The sequence below is a fragment of the Cellulomonas sp. T2.31MG-18 genome (genome assembly GCF_964266755.1).
GTDB lineage: Bacteria > Actinomycetota > Actinomycetes > Actinomycetales > Cellulomonadaceae > Cellulomonas.
In genome coordinates this window covers 876,234-891,244 of the sequence record NZ_CAXWGW010000001.1, presented here as the reverse complement: position 1 = coordinate 891,244, position 15,011 = coordinate 876,234, and the positions used below count along the sequence as shown (strand labels likewise).

The 15,011-nt window shown below is 74.1% G+C and carries 16 protein-coding genes and 1 tRNA gene; 7 read left to right on the top strand and 10 right to left on the bottom strand.

Going from position 1 to position 15,011, the window contains the following annotated elements; genetic code table 11:
• Positions 1 to 43 precede the first annotated feature (43 nt).
• The 4 genes from rplK to ACFQTY_RS04115 form a co-directional block, all read right to left on the bottom strand.
• On the bottom strand, positions 44 to 475 hold the full coding sequence (gene rplK / locus ACFQTY_RS04130; RefSeq protein WP_263729713.1) for a 50S ribosomal protein L11: 432 nt from the start codon (positions 473 to 475) through the stop codon (positions 44 to 46).
• Positions 476 to 569: 94 nt separating this feature from the next.
• Positions 570 to 1,391: a transcription termination/antitermination protein NusG gene (nusG, locus tag ACFQTY_RS04125; protein ID WP_378097647.1), complete on the bottom strand. Its 822-nt coding sequence runs from the start codon at positions 1,389 to 1,391 to the stop codon at positions 570 to 572.
• 61 nt (positions 1,392 to 1,452) lie between these two features.
• Complete coding sequence (gene secE, locus ACFQTY_RS04120) at positions 1,453 to 1,734, bottom strand: preprotein translocase subunit SecE (RefSeq protein WP_263729716.1); 282 nt, start codon at positions 1,732 to 1,734, stop codon at positions 1,453 to 1,455.
• Positions 1,735 to 1,884: 150 nt separating this feature from the next.
• Positions 1,885 to 1,957 (bottom strand) — tRNA-Trp (locus ACFQTY_RS04115).
• Between the two features lie 142 nt (positions 1,958 to 2,099).
• Between ACFQTY_RS04115 and ACFQTY_RS04110 the strand changes: the two genes are divergently transcribed.
• The 6 genes from ACFQTY_RS04110 to ACFQTY_RS04085 all read left to right on the top strand — a co-directional run bounded on the left by ACFQTY_RS04110 (position 2,100) and on the right by ACFQTY_RS04085 (position 8,454).
• Complete coding sequence (locus tag ACFQTY_RS04110) at positions 2,100 to 3,323, top strand: pyridoxal phosphate-dependent aminotransferase (protein ID WP_378097643.1); 1,224 nt, start codon at positions 2,100 to 2,102, stop codon at positions 3,321 to 3,323.
• Between the two features lie 154 nt (positions 3,324 to 3,477).
• On the top strand, positions 3,478 to 4,431 hold the full coding sequence (locus tag ACFQTY_RS04105; protein WP_378097640.1) for an ABC transporter ATP-binding protein: 954 nt from the start codon (positions 3,478 to 3,480) through the stop codon (positions 4,429 to 4,431).
• Positions 4,428 to 5,282, top strand: coding sequence for an ABC transporter permease (locus tag ACFQTY_RS04100; protein WP_337973521.1), 855 nt, complete (start codon positions 4,428 to 4,430; stop codon positions 5,280 to 5,282). The genes ACFQTY_RS04105 and ACFQTY_RS04100 overlap by 4 nt, the downstream gene beginning before the upstream one ends.
• Positions 5,283 to 5,434: 152 nt before the next feature.
• Positions 5,435 to 6,736, top strand: coding sequence for a histidine kinase (locus ACFQTY_RS04095; RefSeq protein ID WP_378097637.1), 1,302 nt, complete (start codon positions 5,435 to 5,437; stop codon positions 6,734 to 6,736).
• Positions 6,733 to 7,356, top strand: a complete 624-nt coding sequence (locus ACFQTY_RS04090) for a response regulator transcription factor (RefSeq protein ID WP_291758093.1) — start codon at positions 6,733 to 6,735, stop codon at positions 7,354 to 7,356. The genes ACFQTY_RS04095 and ACFQTY_RS04090 overlap by 4 nt, the downstream gene beginning before the upstream one ends.
• A 57-nt stretch (positions 7,357 to 7,413) precedes the next feature.
• Positions 7,414 to 8,454 carry an adenosine deaminase gene (locus tag ACFQTY_RS04085; protein WP_378099106.1) on the top strand — a complete coding sequence of 347 codons (1,041 nt, stop codon included), beginning with the start codon at positions 7,414 to 7,416 and terminating at the stop codon, positions 8,452 to 8,454.
• Between the two features lie 32 nt (positions 8,455 to 8,486).
• Here ACFQTY_RS04085 and ACFQTY_RS04080 read toward each other — a convergent pair whose 3' ends face one another.
• From ACFQTY_RS04080 to ACFQTY_RS04070, 3 genes are all read right to left on the bottom strand, one after another.
• Positions 8,487 to 9,644, bottom strand: a complete 1,158-nt coding sequence (locus ACFQTY_RS04080; RefSeq protein WP_378097632.1) for a UDP-N-acetylmuramate dehydrogenase — start codon at positions 9,642 to 9,644, stop codon at positions 8,487 to 8,489.
• A 9-nt stretch (positions 9,645 to 9,653) separates the two neighbouring features.
• Positions 9,654 to 11,027 (bottom strand): MFS transporter, encoded by a 1,374-nt coding sequence (locus ACFQTY_RS04075; RefSeq protein ID WP_378097629.1) that lies wholly within the window; start codon positions 11,025 to 11,027, stop codon positions 9,654 to 9,656.
• 64 nt (positions 11,028 to 11,091) lie between these two features.
• Positions 11,092 to 12,399, bottom strand: coding sequence for an MFS transporter (locus tag ACFQTY_RS04070; RefSeq protein WP_378097626.1), 1,308 nt, complete (start codon positions 12,397 to 12,399; stop codon positions 11,092 to 11,094).
• Positions 12,400 to 12,673: 274 nt separating this feature from the next.
• On the opposite strand from ACFQTY_RS04070, the gene ACFQTY_RS04065 reads away from it, so the two are divergent.
• Positions 12,674 to 13,738 (top strand): LacI family DNA-binding transcriptional regulator, encoded by a 1,065-nt coding sequence (locus tag ACFQTY_RS04065; RefSeq protein ID WP_378099104.1) that lies wholly within the window; start codon positions 12,674 to 12,676, stop codon positions 13,736 to 13,738.
• A gap of 13 nt (positions 13,739 to 13,751) precedes the next feature.
• Here the strand turns inward: ACFQTY_RS04065 and ACFQTY_RS04060 are convergent, their stop codons facing one another.
• Genes ACFQTY_RS04060 through rpmG form a run of 3 tightly spaced genes read right to left on the bottom strand, consistent with a single transcriptional unit; the run spans position 13,752 to position 14,802 of the window.
• Positions 13,752 to 14,177 carry a MaoC family dehydratase gene (locus ACFQTY_RS04060; protein WP_378097623.1) on the bottom strand — a complete coding sequence of 142 codons (426 nt, stop codon included), beginning with the start codon at positions 14,175 to 14,177 and terminating at the stop codon, positions 13,752 to 13,754.
• Positions 14,177 to 14,626 carry a MaoC family dehydratase N-terminal domain-containing protein gene (locus ACFQTY_RS04055; protein WP_378097620.1) on the bottom strand — a complete coding sequence of 150 codons (450 nt, stop codon included), beginning with the start codon at positions 14,624 to 14,626 and terminating at the stop codon, positions 14,177 to 14,179. The genes ACFQTY_RS04060 and ACFQTY_RS04055 overlap by 1 nt, the downstream gene beginning before the upstream one ends.
• A gap of 5 nt (positions 14,627 to 14,631) precedes the next feature.
• On the bottom strand, positions 14,632 to 14,802 hold the full coding sequence (gene rpmG, locus ACFQTY_RS04050) for a 50S ribosomal protein L33 (RefSeq protein WP_291758088.1): 171 nt from the start codon (positions 14,800 to 14,802) through the stop codon (positions 14,632 to 14,634).
• Positions 14,803 to 15,011 lie beyond the last annotated feature (209 nt).

The following is a 15,011-nucleotide window of genomic DNA, read 5'->3' as shown; positions in this document are numbered from 1 at the left end:
CGGGCCGCACAGGGCCCTGCCACTGGTGTGACGTGCCGGGGGCTCAGCCCTCGACGCGGATGCCCATCGAGCGGGCGGTGCCGGCGATGATCTTCGCGGCGGCGTCCAGGTCGTTCGCGTTGAGGTCCTCCAGCTTGGTGCTGGCGATCTCACGGACCTGGGCGTTGGTCAGGGTGGCCACCTTGGTGGTGTGCGGCGTCGGGGAGCCCTTGGCCACACCGGCGGCCTTCTTGATCAGCTCGGCGGCCGGCGGGGTCTTGGTGACGAAGGTGAACGAGCGGTCCTCGTACACCGTGATCTCGACCGGGATGACGTTGCCGCGCTGCGACTCGGTCGCCGCGTTGTAGGCCTTGCAGAACTCCATGATGTTCACGCCGTGCTGACCGAGCGCCGGGCCGATGGGCGGGGCGGGGGTAGCAGCACCAGCGTTGATCTGGAGCTTGATGAGGCCGGTGACCTTCTTCTTCGGGGGCATTGCAGTCCGTTCTTGTCGTGGGCCGACGCCGTGGGCGATGACCCGGTTGCACTGCCGCGCGGCAAGCGCCGCCCGGCGGGATCAGGGGGTGGGGTCAGATCTTGGAGACCTGGCTGAAGGACAGCTCCACCGGGGTCTCGCGGCCGAACAGCGAGACGAGCACCTTGAGCTTCTGGTTCTCGGGGTTGATCTCGGAGATCGTCGCCGGCAGCGTGTCGAACGGGCCGCCGTCGGTGACGGTGACCGACTCGCCGACGGTGAAGTCGACCTGCACCGGCGCGGCAGCCTTCGCGGCCTTCGCCGCGGCGGGGGTCGCCGGCTGGATGCTCGGGGCGAGCATCGAGAAGACCTCGGACTGCGTCAGCGGCACGGGCTGGTGGGTGTGGCCGACGAAGCCGGTGACCCCGGGGGTGTGGCGCACGGCGCCCCACGACTCGTCGGTCAGGTCCATGCGCACCAGGACGTAGCCGGGGATCCGGACGCGCTTGACGACCTTGCGCTGCGCGTTCTTGATCTCCACGACCTCCTCCATGGGGACCTCCACCTGGTAGATGAAGTCCTCCATGTTGAGGCTCTGGGTGCGGTTCTCGAGGTTCGTCTTCACCCGGTTCTCGTAGCCCGCGTACGAGTGGATGACGTACCAGTCACCCGGGAGCCGGCGGAGCTTGGCCTTGAAGGCCGCGACGGGGTCCTCGTCGGGGTCCGGCTCGTCCTCGTCTGAGGCCAGGTCCTCGTCGGACTCCGCGACCTCGTCCTGCTCGAGCTCGTCCTGCTGGACCTCGTCCTCGGGCGCCTCGTCCACGTCCGTGCTGGACGGAGCCACGTCCGACGTCCCCTCGACGGCCTCGACCGACTCGAGGGCGTCCTCGAGCTCGGCCTCGGCGCCCGGGGTGGGCTGCGGCGACTCCTGCGACACGTGCGAACCTGCTTCCTGCTCGGGGACGAACTGACGGGACCTCACGGGTCCCGGTGGGCGGTCAGCCGCCGAACACCCAGAAGGTGAGCTGGCCGGCGCCGAAGTCGACGACCGTGATGAAGGCCATCACGATCACGACGAACGCGATCACGACCATCGTGTAGGTGCCCAGCTCGGAGCGGGTGGGCCAGACCACCTTCTTGAGCTCGGCGACCACCTGGCGCCAGAACAGGGCGATGCGGGCGAAGAGCCCACGACGCTCCGCGCCGGCACGAGTGCTCGGTGCCGTGCTGCGGCGCGGCGCCTTGCCCTCGGATGCGGCCGCGGGTGCGGGTTCGCTCACGTCTGGCCTCTCCCTCTCATGACGGACGTCGCCGGCGCCGAGCCGGACACCCGTCGCGCGTCACGTCCCGGAGGGACCTGACGGCTGCGGTGCCGGCGTGACCCGCTGGACCGTCCGGCAGACCTGCTCGCGATCGGATGACCGCTTGCGCAGGGCAGACAGGACTCGAACCTGCAACCTGCGGTTTTGGAGACCGCTGCGCTACCAATTGCGCCACTGCCCTACGGTCGTTCGACGTCCAGCACGTGCGATCGGTTCCCGCCGAGGGCGCAACTGATCATGACGGACGTCAACCGCCGGGGGTCCACTGTACGCGACCGTGGACGCCCGGTCGAACTGCCCCCGGTCCGCGCGATGATGGCCCGGTGAGCCAGCAGACCTCGTCCCCCCGCCCTCGCGTGTCCGCCCGGGTCGGCGCCATCGCCGAGTCCGCCACCCTCGCCGTCGACGCCCGCGCCAAGGCGCTCAAGGCCGCCGGCCGGCCCGTGATCGGCTTCGGCGCCGGTGAGCCGGACTTCCCGACGCCGCAGCCCATCGTCGACGCGGCGATCGCCGCGGCCGCCGACCCGCGCAACCACCGGTACACGCCCGCCGCGGGCCTGCCCGAGCTGCGCGAGGCGATCGCGGCCAAGACGCTGCGCGACTCCGGCTACGAGGTTCGCGCGGCGGACGTGCTGGTGACCAACGGCGGCAAGCAGGCCGTGTTCCAGGCGTTCGCGACGATCGTCGACCCCGGCGACGAGGTGCTGCTGCCCGCGCCGTACTGGACCACCTACCCCGAGGCGATCCGCCTGGCGGGCGGCGTGCCGGTGGAGGTGTTCGCCGACACGGACGCCGGCTACCTGGTCACGGTCGAGCAGCTCGAGGCGGCCCGGACCGAGCGGACCAAGGCGCTGCTGTTCTGCTCGCCCTCCAACCCGACCGGCGCCGTGTACTCCCCCGAGCAGACCGAGGAGATCGGGCGCTGGGCGCTGGAGCACGGCATCTGGGTGATCACCGACGAGATCTACGAGCACCTGACCTACGACCACTCGGTGTTCACCCCGATCGTCCGCGTGGTGCCCGAGCTCGCCGAGACGGCGATCGTGCTCAACGGCGTCGCGAAGACCTACGCGATGACCGGCTGGCGGGTCGGGTGGCTGATCGGCCCGTCGGACGTGGTCAAGGCCGCCACCAACCTGCAGTCGCACCTGACGTCGAACGTGGCGAACGTGTCGCAGCGGGCGGCGATGGCGGCGCTGACCGGGGACCTGTCGGCGGTCGAGGCGATGCGGTCCGCCTTCGACCGGCGGCGCCGGACGATGGTGTCGATGCTCGAGCAGATCGACGGTGTGCGGATCCCGGCCCCCCAGGGCGCGTTCTACGCGTACCCGTCGGTGAAGGGCGTGCTCGGCCGGACAATCCGGGGCGTCACGCCGGCGACCTCGGCCGAGCTGGCGGCGCTGATCCTGGACCAGGTCGAGGTCGCGGTGGTGCCCGGCGAGGCGTTCGGGCCGTCGGGGTACCTGCGGCTGTCGTACGCGCTCGGCGACGACGACCTGGTGGAGGGCGTCGGACGGATCGTGTCCCTGCTGGGCGAGGCCAGCTGATCCCCGTGGTGCGCGGCGGGCGGGCGCTCGCCGCGCACCACCACNGGCGCGCGCGCCCCACCACGACGGACCCACCCGTCCACCGATCGGTGGACGCGCAGGGCGGTGACCCGGCCGTCGCGGCAGGTGGGGCTCGTCGACCACGCTGGTGGTCATGGCGAGAGACATCGGCAGCCGCGCGGTCGACGTGGTCGGGCTGCACAAGAGCTACGGGGACAAGCACGCCGTCGACGGGGTGAGCCTGCACGTCGACACCGGCGAGGTGGTGGCGGTGCTCGGGCCGAACGGCGCAGGCAAGACGACCACCGTCGAGATCCTCGAGGGCTACCGGCACCGGGACGCCGGCGAGGTGCGGGTGCTCGGCGCGGACCCGCAGACGGCGGACCGGGCGTGGCGCTCACGCGTCGGCATCGTGCTGCAGAGCGTCAACGACCTGGCCGAGGCCACCGTCGAGGAGCTGGTGCGGCAGTTCGCGGCGTACTACCCCCGGCCGCGGGACGTCGACGAGCTGATCGCGGCGGTGGGCCTGGAGGACCGGCGGCGGACGCGGGCGCGTCAGCTCTCCGGCGGGCAGCGGCGGCGGCTGGACGTCGCGCTCGGCGTCGTCGGACGCCCGGAGCTGCTGTTCCTCGACGAGCCGACCACGGGGTTCGACCCGGAGGCACGCCGGGCGTTCTGGGACCTGGTCAAGGGCCTGCGCGACGGCGGGACGACGATCCTGCTGACCACCCACTACATGGACGAGGCCGAGCAGCTGGCGGACCGCGTCGTCGTGGTGAGCGCCGGCCACGTGGTGGCCGAGGGTGCACCGCACACGCTGGGTGGTCGGCAGGCGCACCGCGCACGGGTGCGCTGGCTGCGTGACGGCGAGCTGCAGGAGGTCGCCACCGACACCCCGACCCGGACGGTCGCCGAGCTGACCACGCGGTTCGCCGCGGAGGGGCTCGACGAGGTGCCGGGGCTGCAGGTGGTCCGCCCGACGCTCGAGGACGTGTACCTCGGGCTGGTGGGCGCCGCCGACGCGGCTGGTGCGGGGGCTGGTCCGGGTGACGCGTCGCCCGTGCTCGTCGGCCGCGCGGGTGCGGAGCGGACGGGGGCCCGGCGATGACCGCGCTGCCCGTGCCGACCGACCGTGGGTCGGCCGTCGTCACCCCTCCCCTGCCGGGCGTGCTGCGCCTCGGCCTGGTCCGTGCCGGGTACGAGCTGCGGGCCTACGCCCGGGAGCGCGACGCGGTGGCGTTCATCTTCCTGTACCCGGTGGTGATGCTCGGCATCTTCGCGACGGTGTTCGGGCGGGACGGCGGCACCGTCGGACCGGTCAGCTTCGCCCAGTACTTCCTGCCCGGCATGGTGGCGACCGGCGTGATGCTGTCGAGCTTCCAGAACCTGGCGACGTTCGTCGCCGTCGAGCGCGACGAGGGCGCCCTCAAGCGCCTGCGCGGCACTCCCCTGCCGGCCGCGTCGTACTTCCTCGGCAAGGTCGGGCAGGTGCTGGTGACGGCCCTGCTGCAGACCGCGTTGCTGATCGGCGCCGCCGCCCTGCTGTGGGACGTGCCGCTGCCGAGCGACGCCGGCCGGTGGCTGACCTTCGCCTGGGTGTTCGTGCTGGGTACGGCGACCGGGTCGGTGTGCGGGGTCGCGTTCTCCTCGGTGCCGAGGTCCGGGCGGTCCGCGAGCGCCGTGGTGGTGCCGATCGTGCTGGTGCTGCAGTTCGTCTCCGGGGTGTTCTTCCAGTACGACCAGCTGCCGACGTGGATGCAGGACGTCGCGTCGGTGTTCCCGCTGAAGTGGATGGCGCAGGGCATGCGCTCGGTGTTCCTGCCGGACGGCGCGCTGAGCATGGAGCCCTCCGGCTCGTGGCAGCACGGGCTGACCGCCGGCGTGCTGGCCGCCTGGCTGGTGGCCGGGCTGGTGCTGGGCGGGCGGCGGTTCCGGTGGCTGCGCCGGGACGACGGGTGAACGTGCACCCTGCTGACGGCCTGGCCGGACCGCGCGACGTGCGGACCGGCCAGGCCTCGGCGTCGCCCCGGGTGGCACCCTCGGTTGCGCCTGCCGTGGCGCCGCGGTCGATGGCGTCCACCTGGGCCCGGGCGCTGTGGGAGGGTCGGCCCATGCCCGCGCAGGCGCCGCACCCGCACGACAGCAGGCCGACGACGGTCGCCGAACGGCTGGACCGCGCGGTGCGCCGGCTCAGCGGCTGGGACGCTCTGTTCTTCGCGCTGACCGCGGTGGCCGCCGTGGCGATCGTCATCCCGGGGACCACCGGTTCGCGGACGTGGTGGGCGCTCGCGGTCATCGTCGCGCTGGTCGCCGCGTACGTGCTGGTGGGCCGTGGGGCGATGGACGGGCACCACCCGCGCCGTGCCGACGCCTACCTGGCGCTGCTGCTCCCGCTGACCGCCGTCTGCACGGCGCTCACCAGCGCGGGATTCGTCCTGCTGTTCGTCGCGTACACGCAGATCTGGTTCTTCAGCCGCAGCCGGCTGCGCGGGGCGCTGTGGTGCACCGGCCTGACCGTGGTGGTGATCGCGGCGGCTACCGTCGCGGCCCGCGGCTGGCGCGACGAGCTGGTCGGCTTCGCCGCCCAGATGCTGGCGAGCCTGGTGTTCAGCATCGTGCTTGGCCTGTGGATCACGATGACCGCGGAGCAGAGCGAGGAGCGGGCCGAGCTGCTGCGCCGCCTCGAGGCGGCCCAGGCCGAGCTGGCGGCGACCCACCACGCGGCGGGTGTGGTGGCCGAGCGGCAGCGGCTGGCCCAGGAGATCCACGACACGCTCGCCCAGGGGTTCACCTCCGTGGTGATGCTCGCCCAGACCACGCAGGCGGAGCTGGACCGCGGTCGGCCGGAGGCGGCGCGGACGCGGGTGACCCAGATCGAGCAGGTCGCACGGGACAACCTCGCCGAGGCGCGCAGCCTGGTCGCGGCCTTCGGACCGGCCGGGCTGCAGGACGCCTCGCTCGGCGAGGCCCTGCTGCGGCTCGCGGAGCGGTTCTCGGCGGAGGCCGACGTGCACGTACAGCTGTCAGGCGACCACACCGCCGGTGACGACCTGCCGCGGGAGGCGCAGGTGGTGCTGCTGCGCTCGGCGCAGGAGGCTCTGGCGAACATCCGCAGGCACGCTGCCGCGCGCAGCGTGACGCTCCGGCTGGTGCGGGCCGACGACGTGGTGCGGCTCGAGGTGGAGGACGACGGCCGGGGACTGCCGCCGGGCACCACCGAGGGCAACGGGTTGCGGGGCATGCGCGAACGCGCGCACGACGGCGGCGGGTCGCTGCAGGTGGAGCCGGGACCGGCGGGAGGGACGCGGGTGGCAGTGACGGTGCCGACCGGGACGACCGGCGCGCAGGCGGACGGTGGGCGGGACGCGGGTCGCAGCGGGTCCGCGGGAGCGGCTGCCGGGGGTGCTCGATGATCCGCGTGCTCATCGCCGACGACCACCCGGTGGTGCGCTCGGGGCTGGCCGGCATGCTGGCCGTCGAGCCCGACCTGGAGGTGGTCGGCGAGGCGGCCGACGGTGAGGAGGCCGTCGCGCTCGCCACCGGACTTCGGCCGGACCTGGTGCTGATGGACCTGCGGATGCCGCGGATGGACGGTGCCGAGGCGACCGCCCGCATCGCGCGGGAGGTGCCCGGCGTGCACGTGCTGGTGCTGACCACCTACGAGACGGACACCGACATCCTGCGGGCCGTCGAGGCCGGCGCGACCGGGTACCTGCTGAAGGACACCCCGCGCGACCAGCTCGTCGCCGGTCTGCGCGCCGCCGCCCGCGGCGAGTCGGCGCTCTCCCCCTCCGTCGCCCGCCGGCTGGTGCAGCAGCTGCGCGGCGGCGACGAGCGGCTGACGGCCCGTGAGCAGGAGGTGCTGGCGCTGGTGGCCCGGGGGCTGTCGAACGTGGCCATCGGACGCGAGCTGTACATCACCGAGGCGACCGTGAAGACGCACCTGCTGCGCGCCTTCGCCAAGCTCGGTGTCGACGACCGGACGCGTGCCGTCACGGTGGCGATCGAGCGCGGCATCCTGCCGGGTGCCTGACCTGCGTCCGCCCCGACGGCGGGCGCCACGTAGGGTGACGGGCATGCTGGAGGCCCGCTGAGCACCGAGAGCGGGCGCGACCTGCGGGCCCTGCCCAAGGCGCACCTGCACCTGCACTTCACCGGGTCGATGCGCTCGGCCACCCTGACGGACATGGCGGCCCGCCGCGGCATCGTCCTGCCCGACCTGCTGCAGGAGGGCGAGCGCGTCCACGTGCCGGCCGACGAGCGCGGCTGGTTCCGGTTCCAGCGGCTCTACGACGCGGCGCGCGCGTGCGTGCGCTCCGAGGCAGACATGCGGCGGATCGTCGACGAGGCGGCCGCGGACGATGCCGCTGAGGGCTCGGGACGCCTCGAGATCCAGGTGGACCCCACGTCGTACGCGCCGTTCGTCGGCGGGGTGACCCCCGCCCTGGAGATCGTGCTCGACGAGGCCCGGGCGGCCTCCGTCCGGCACGGCGTCGAGGTGGCCGTGGTGGTCGCCGCGTCGCGGCTGCGCCACCCGCTCGACGCCCGCACCCTGGCCCGGCTGGCCGCCCGGCACGCCGGTGAGGGGCCGGGCGAGGTGGTGGGGTTCGGGCTGTCGAACGACGAGCGCCGGGGTGACACCTCGGCGTTCGCGCCCGCGTTCGCCATCGCCCGCCACGCGGGCCTCGCCTCGGTGCCGCACGGCGGTGAGCTGCTGGGGCCGACCCACGTCGACCAGGTGCTGGACCAGCTCGAGCCGGACCGGCTGGGGCACGGCGTGCGGTCCGTCGAGGACCCCGCGGTGCTGGAGCGGGTGCTCGAGTCCGGCGTGGCGCTGGAGGTGTGCCCGGCGTCCAACGTCTCGCTCGGCATCTACGCCACGTCGGCCGACGTGCCGCTGCGGGTCCTGGCGGAGGCCGGCGCGCAGGTGGCGCTCGGCGCGGACGACCCGCTGCTGTTCCGGTCACGGCTGGTGGAGCAGTACCGGACGGCCCGCGAGGTGCACGGGTTCAGCGACGCCGAGCTGGCCCAGCTGGCTCGGGGGTCGATCCTGGCCAGCCGCGCGTCGGCCGCCACGAAGGACCGGCTGCTGGCCGGCGTGGACGACTGGCTTGCGGCGCCGGCGGGCTGACCCGCCCGGCGGTCAGAGCCGGTCAGAGCCGGTCAGAGCGCAGCGCCCACCAGCACCGGCTCCGGCTCCAGCACCACGCCGAAACGCCGTGCCACACCGTCCCGGACGGTGCGCGCCAGCGCCAGCAGGTCCGCAGCCGTCGCGCCGCCACGGTTGGTCAGCGCCAGCACGTGCTTGCCCGAGAGCCTCGCGGGACCGTCACCGAACCCCTTGGCGAAGCCGGCGTGGTCGATCAGCCACGCGGCGCTCGTCTTGACGCCGCCGGGCACGCCGTCCCGCGCGCCGTCGTCGGGAAGCGGGAACCGTGGGGCGTCCGGCGGCAGCTGCGCGGCCTGCTCGGGCGTCAGCAGCGGGTTGGTGAAGAACGACCCGGCGCTCCACGTGTCGTGGTCGCCCCGGTCCAGCACCATGCCCTTGCCGGCACGCAGGCTCAGCACCGCCGCCCGCACCTCTGCGAGGGGTGCCCGCTGACCGAGCTCGACACCGAGCGTTCGCGCCAGCTCGGCGTAGGCGATGGGTGCCGACAGCGAGCCCTGCCGCAGCTGGAGCGTGACGTCGAGCACGACGTAGCGGGGGGTGGGCCACCACGGCGCCCCCGGGTCCTCGTCGGACGGCGCCGCCCGCATGGACCGCTTGAGCAGCGAGCTGCGGTAGGACAGCTGCAGGTCGGACAGGGCGAGCGTGCGGACCCGGCCGCGCGCCCGGTCCCACGTGCGCACGCTGGCGACCGTCTGGGCGACCTCCTGCCCGTAGGCCCCGATGTTCTGCACCGGTGCGGCCCCGACCGAGCCGGGGATGCCGGACAGGGCCTCGATCCCGTACAGCCGGTGCTCACCGGCGAACGCGACGACCTCGTCCCAGGGCTGCCCGGCCGGCAGCTGGTAGGTCACACCGGCGCACGCGGAGTGGTCCGGGACCTCGATGCCGGTGCGGACGTCGCGCACGACGACACCGTCGACCCCCTCGTCGGCCACCAGGAGGTTGGAGCCACCACCGACGACCAGCAGCGGCTCGCCGGCCTCGTCCGCGGTCCGCACGGCGTCGATCAGCTCCGCCTCGGTGGCCGTCTCCACATAACGGGCGGCGGGGCCACCGACGCGCAGGGTGGTCAGGTCCGCCAGCGTCGGCACCGTTGCCGGACCGTCCTGCGCGGGCTCGCTGGCGGAGGTGGTGGTCGGCTCGGCGGTCACCCGGCCAGGCTAAGCCCGGTCGCGCTGGGCCTGGTCGCGCTGGGCCTGGTCGTGCGGGGCGCCGTCGCGCTGGGCCCGGTCGCGATGCAGGGGTGCCGCGGCGCCCATCACGGCCAGGCTCAGCGCGACGGGCACCAGGATCGCCAGCAGCGCGTGCCGGTAGCCGACGTGCTGCGCCAGGAGCCCGAGCAGCGGCGGGCCGCCGAGGAACGCGGAGTACCCGATGGTGGACACGACGCTCACCCGCGCCGGAGCACGCCGCGGGTCGTCGGCGGCCGCGCTCATGCCGACCGGGAAGCCGAGCGCCGCACCCATGCCCCACGCGACGATGCCCACCATCGCCAGCCACAACGGCCCGACCAGGCCGAAGACGGCGAGGCCCACCAGCGCCAGCCCGGCGCACAGCCGCAGCACCGCCACGCGCCCGAACCGGTCCAGCAACGGGGTTCCGAACATCCGCATGGCCGTCATCGCCGTGACGAAGATCCCGAACGCCAGCGCCCCGACCGCGTGGCTGGTGCGGAACCCGTCGACCACCGACAGGCTGGCCCAGTCGTTGGCCGCCCCCTCCGTGAGCGCGGCGGCGAGCACCACCAGCCCGACGAGCAGGGTGCGGGGCTCCGCCCAGGCCGCGAGCGCGCCGCGGGCGCCGCGCGGGGTGCTGACCGCCGGGTCGGCGGCGAGGTCGACGTGCTGCTCGACGACGGCGGTCGCCGCCCGGGACCCGGCCGTCGGACCGGCGACCTCGGCATCCGGCACGGCGTCCGTCGGCGGCTCCGGGTGCAGGAGGTGGTCCGCGTGGCCGGTCGGCAGGAACCGGCGCACCGCCACGGCGACGAGCACCGTGCTCACCACCATCACGGCCGGCAGGTGCGCCACGACCGGCACGTGCGCCTCGGCCGCGACGGCCGCCACCCCGGCAGCGGCCATCGTCCCGAACGAGAAGCCGGCGTGGTACCGCGGCATCACCGTGCGGCCCAGCCGCTGCTCCACCAGGGCGCCCTCGAGGTTCATCGAGGCGTCCCAGACGCCGGCACCCACGCCCACCAGGACCAGCCCAGCGACCACCAGCGGCACCAGCCGCTGCTGCACGCCGACCGACGACAGCAGGAAGCCCAGCGCGTTCACCACCGCGAAGGTCATCACCGTGCGTCGCGCACCGAGCCGCTCGACCACCATGCCGGACAGCGGCAGCGACAGCAGCGAGCCGACGGAGGCGACCAGCAGCAGCAGGCCCATCCGGTCGGGCGAGAACCCCAGGCCGTCACGGATGGCGGGCATGCGCGACGCCCAGCTGGCGAAGTTCACGCCGCTGAGCGTGAACACGGCCGCGACCGCCCACGACGCGGCGCGGACCGAACGGTCGGGTGCAGGGGTGCTCATCGTCAGCTCTCCACGGGGGTCTCGGGCATCCTCACGCATCGGCGCAGCAGTGACCAGGCTGCGGTCAACGTGAGCCGGCGGGCTCGGGTACCGCGGCGGCAGCGGTCGGCAGCCCTGTGACGGACGGCTCCACGGCCGTCAGCAGCTCGACGGTCGGTGCGGGACGCGCGGTCGGCACCGCCGCCGGTCCCGGTGCGCGCAGCCGGGCGACGTGTCGGGAGACCGAGACGCTGGCCACCATGGCGACGACGACGAGCAGCAGCATGTGGCGCGCGCCCATCGTCTCCGCGGCGAGGCCCAGCAGGGGCGGTGCCGCGATCGAGGCGCCCGACGCGAACGTGGAGACGAGCGCGACGCGGGCAGCCGCCCGCCGGGGGTCGTCGGAGGCGGCCGCGATGCCGATCGGCACGGCGAGCGCGGCACCGAAGCCCCAGGCGACCACACCGACGCAGGCCAGCGGCAGGGACGGTGCGAGACCGAACGTCAGCAGCCCGACGAGGGACACGAGCCCCGAGGTCCGCAGCACGGCCACCCGGCCGAACCGGTCGATCAACCGCGTGCCGAGCAGCCGGACCACGGTCATGGCGGCCACGAACAGGCCGAGCACCACACCGCCCATCGACTCCGGCCTGCGGAAGCCGTCCACCACGGCCAGGGACAGCCAGGTGTTCGCTGAGCCCTCGGACAACGATGCCGCCAGCACCACCACCCCGATCAGCACGGTGCGCCGTTCGGTCCACGCCGAGAGCACGCACCGGAGGCGTCCACCGCTCGTCCCTGGCACCGGACGCAGAGCGGCGGCCAGCTCCTCGGCCGCGGGGTCGAGCACGACGCCACGCACGGACGCCAGCCGCCAGACCACCGCCACCGCGGCGACCGCCGTCAGCTGCGCCGTGACGGAGATGCCGAGCCGCGAGGCGAGCGCGCCGGCCGCCGAGCCCGCGACGGCGCCCACCGAGAAGCCGGCGTGGAAGTGCGGGATCACGGTGCGGCCCATCGCCCGTTCGATGCGGGCGGACTCGAGGTTGAACACCATGTTGGCGAGCGACACACCGACGCCGTTGAGGAAGATGCCCACCGCGAGCACGGCCGCCGAGCCGGCGCCGGGGCCGATGCCCATCAGCGCGTAGCCCGCGCCGAGCACCCCGGTGGACAGCACCAGCGACCGTCTGCTGCCGATGCGCTGCACCAGCACGCCGGACGCCATGACGGTCAGCAGGGCGCCGACGGATCCGACCAGCAGCAGCGCACCCAGGGTGGCGGTGGACAGGTGCAGCTGGTCACGGACCGCCGGGATGCGCGCCAGCCAGCCGGACGTCATCAGGCCCATCAGCACGTAGCAGCCGATCAGCAGCAGGCGCGCTCGAGGCACGGGGCCGGTCCGGGATCGGCGGGCGAGCAGCACAGCGAGGACTCCAGGTGACGACGACGAGGGACGGGTCCGGCGCCGCGAGTGGTCGAATCGATTCGATCGGAACGGACGAAGGTTGTCGAATCGATTTGAGGACGGGCGCCATTTTGGCCGGTACGCTGACCGACGTCAACCAGGTGGCCGCCTCGGTGACCGGCGAACCGCGGTGCACCAGCGGCCCCATCTGCCCGGCCGACCGACGCCCCGGCAGGCGACCGACGAGAAGGAGAGCGCCCTGTCCTCCCAGCGGCCCACGCTCGCCGACGTCGCGGCCTCCGCCGGCGTCTCGGTGTCCACCGCCTCGCTGGCGTTCTCCGGTGCCGGACCGATCGCGGCGGCCACCCGGCAGCGGGTGCTCGACGCCGCGCAGGCGCTCGGCTACGCCGGCCCCAACCCGCTCGGCCGGCAGCTGCGCCGCGGACGCTCCGGGATCGTCGGCGTGATCGTCGGCGACGCGCTGCGTCGCGCGTTCCGGGACCCCGTGTCCATCCAGGTGCTCGACGGCATCACCAGCACGCTGGGACCGATGGGGCTGGGCGTCCTGCTGATCGCCGGCCCGCACGACCCGACGGACCCGCCGGTGGACCCGCTGGTGGAGCTCGCGGCGATGGACGTCGCGGTGATGATGTGGGGTGGCACCACGGACGACCCGGTGCTGAGCGCGCTGCGCCGCCGCGGCATCCCGACCGTGCTGGTCGAGGGCAGCCGCCATCCCGACATCTCCGTGATCGGCATCGCGGACCGCGCCGGCATCGCGGACGTCACGCGCCAGCTGGTGGGCCTCGGCCACACGCGCATCGCCACGGTGACCCTGCCGTTCACCAACGACCGCTCCGAGGGGCTGGTCGACGCCGCCCGGCTCGACGCCCTGGAGTGGGAGCTCACCCGCCGGCGGCTCGACGGCGTCTTCGACGCCGGTGTGCAGCCCGTCGCCATCTGGGAGACGCCCGCCTCGCTGGTCGAGCACGGCGCCAGCGCGGCGCGCGCGCTGCTGGCCGGCCCGGACCGGCCGACCGCCGTCGTGTGCCAGTCCGACCTGCTCGCGGCCGGTGTCGTGCTGGGCGCCCGTGAGCTCGGCCTTCAGGTGCCGCAGGACGTCTCCGTCGTCGGGTTCGACGGGCTGGACCTGCCGTGGTTCAAGCCGGACGTGCTGACCTCCGTCGCGCAGCCGCTGGCCGAGAAGGGCCGGGCCGTCGGGCGGGAGGTCGCGAGGCTGCTCGAGGGCGAGTCGCCGCAGTCGCTGGACCTGCCGGTCGAGCTGGTGTGGGGCACCACGGCGGGACCGACACCGACGGTCTGACGTCCGCGGGGCCTCAGCCCAGCCGCACCAGCACCTGCGCCTTGCCGAGCACCCGGGTGCCCAGGGCGCTGACCTGCAGGTCGATGCGCGCCGTCCCAGCCTCGGCGTCGAGCGCACCCACCGTCGCGACCACCTCGACCTCGGCCTCGCCGGGGTCCGGCACCGGGATCGGGCGGGTGAACCGCACCTGGTAGTCGAGCACCGCGCCCGGGTCGCCCAGCCAGTCGACGACGACGCCGACGGCGGACCCCATGGTCCACATGCCGTGCGCGATCACGCCGGGCAGGCCCACCGAGGCGGCGAACCGCTCGTTCCAATGGATCGGGTTGAAGTCACCGCTCGCACCGGCGTACCGCACCAGCCGGGACCGGTCGACGGTCCGCGTGCCGCGGGCGACCTCCTGGCCGACCGCGAGGTCGGCGAGCACCGGCAGCGCCATCAGCCCTCCTCCGGCCGCACCGCGAGCGTGGAGACGACCGTCGCGACGGCCTCGCCGTCCTCGGCCGCGATCTCCGCCCGCGTGGTCACCATCGCCAGCCCGGCGCGCTCGGTGATCGAGTCGACGTGCAGCGTCGTCACCAGGCGGTCGCCCGCGTGGATCGGGCGGTGGTGGGTGAAGCGCTCGTCCGCGTGCACCACGCGGCTGAAGTCGACGCCGGCGGCGGGGTCGCGCACGTACTGCGCCTCGGCCCGCTGGGCGATCACCACGGCGAACGTCGGCGGGGCCACCACGTCCGGGTGGCCGAGCGCCTGCGCGGCTGCCGGGTCGGTGTAGGCGGGGTGGTCGGCGCCCACCGCCTCGGCGAACTCCGCGAGCTTCTCCCGGCCGACCTCGTACACCGGGCCGGCCGGGTACACCCGACCGGCGTACGACGCGTCGACGGGCACGAAGGTCAGCGGGTCTCGCGGTGGACGGTGTGCCGACCGTCGCGCGGGCAGTACTTCTTCAGCTCGAGGCGGTCGGGGTCGTTCCGCCGGTTCTTCTTGGTGATGTAGTTGCGCTCCTTGCACTCGGTGCAGGCGAGCGTGATCTTCGGACGGATGTCCTGGCTCTTGCTGGCCATGGTGCTGCCACCCTCTCGCGTGGTTACCCGACGCACGACGAGCGGCCGGGAAGCTGACAGCGGCGGCGTACCCGCACGCTGGACCCGTCAATGTTACGGCATGGCAGGGCCCTCGGCCGACGCCCTGACTCTCTGCGGTGACGGCGTCCGACGTGGCCCGCTCCGCGGTGCCGAGAGCGCGTCCCACGCCGTCGGGCGCCCGTCGGGAG

Excerpts from the sequence above, each read along its gene's own strand:
- ACFQTY_RS04090 (WP_291758093.1), top strand. The coding sequence starts at position 6,733 with ATGATCCGCGTGCTCATCGCCGACGACCACCCGGTGGTGCGCTCGGGG.
- ACFQTY_RS04075 (WP_378097629.1), bottom strand. The coding sequence starts at position 11,027 with ATGAGCACCCCTGCACCCGACCGTTCGGTCCGCGCCGCGTCGTGGGCG.
- rpmG (WP_291758088.1), bottom strand. The coding sequence starts at position 14,802 with ATGGCCAGCAAGAGCCAGGACATCCGTCCGAAGATCACGCTCGCCTGC.
- ACFQTY_RS04060 (WP_378097623.1), bottom strand. The coding sequence starts at position 14,177 with ATGGCGCTGCCGGTGCTCGCCGACCTCGCGGTCGGCCAGGAGGTCGCC.
- ACFQTY_RS04105 (WP_378097640.1), top strand. The coding sequence starts at position 3,478 with ATGGCGAGAGACATCGGCAGCCGCGCGGTCGACGTGGTCGGGCTGCAC.
- ACFQTY_RS04100 (WP_337973521.1), top strand. The coding sequence starts at position 4,428 with ATGACCGCGCTGCCCGTGCCGACCGACCGTGGGTCGGCCGTCGTCACC.
- rplK (WP_263729713.1), bottom strand. The coding sequence starts at position 475 with ATGCCCCCGAAGAAGAAGGTCACCGGCCTCATCAAGCTCCAGATCAAC.
- ACFQTY_RS04095 (WP_378097637.1), top strand. The coding sequence starts at position 5,435 with ATGCCCGCGCAGGCGCCGCACCCGCACGACAGCAGGCCGACGACGGTC.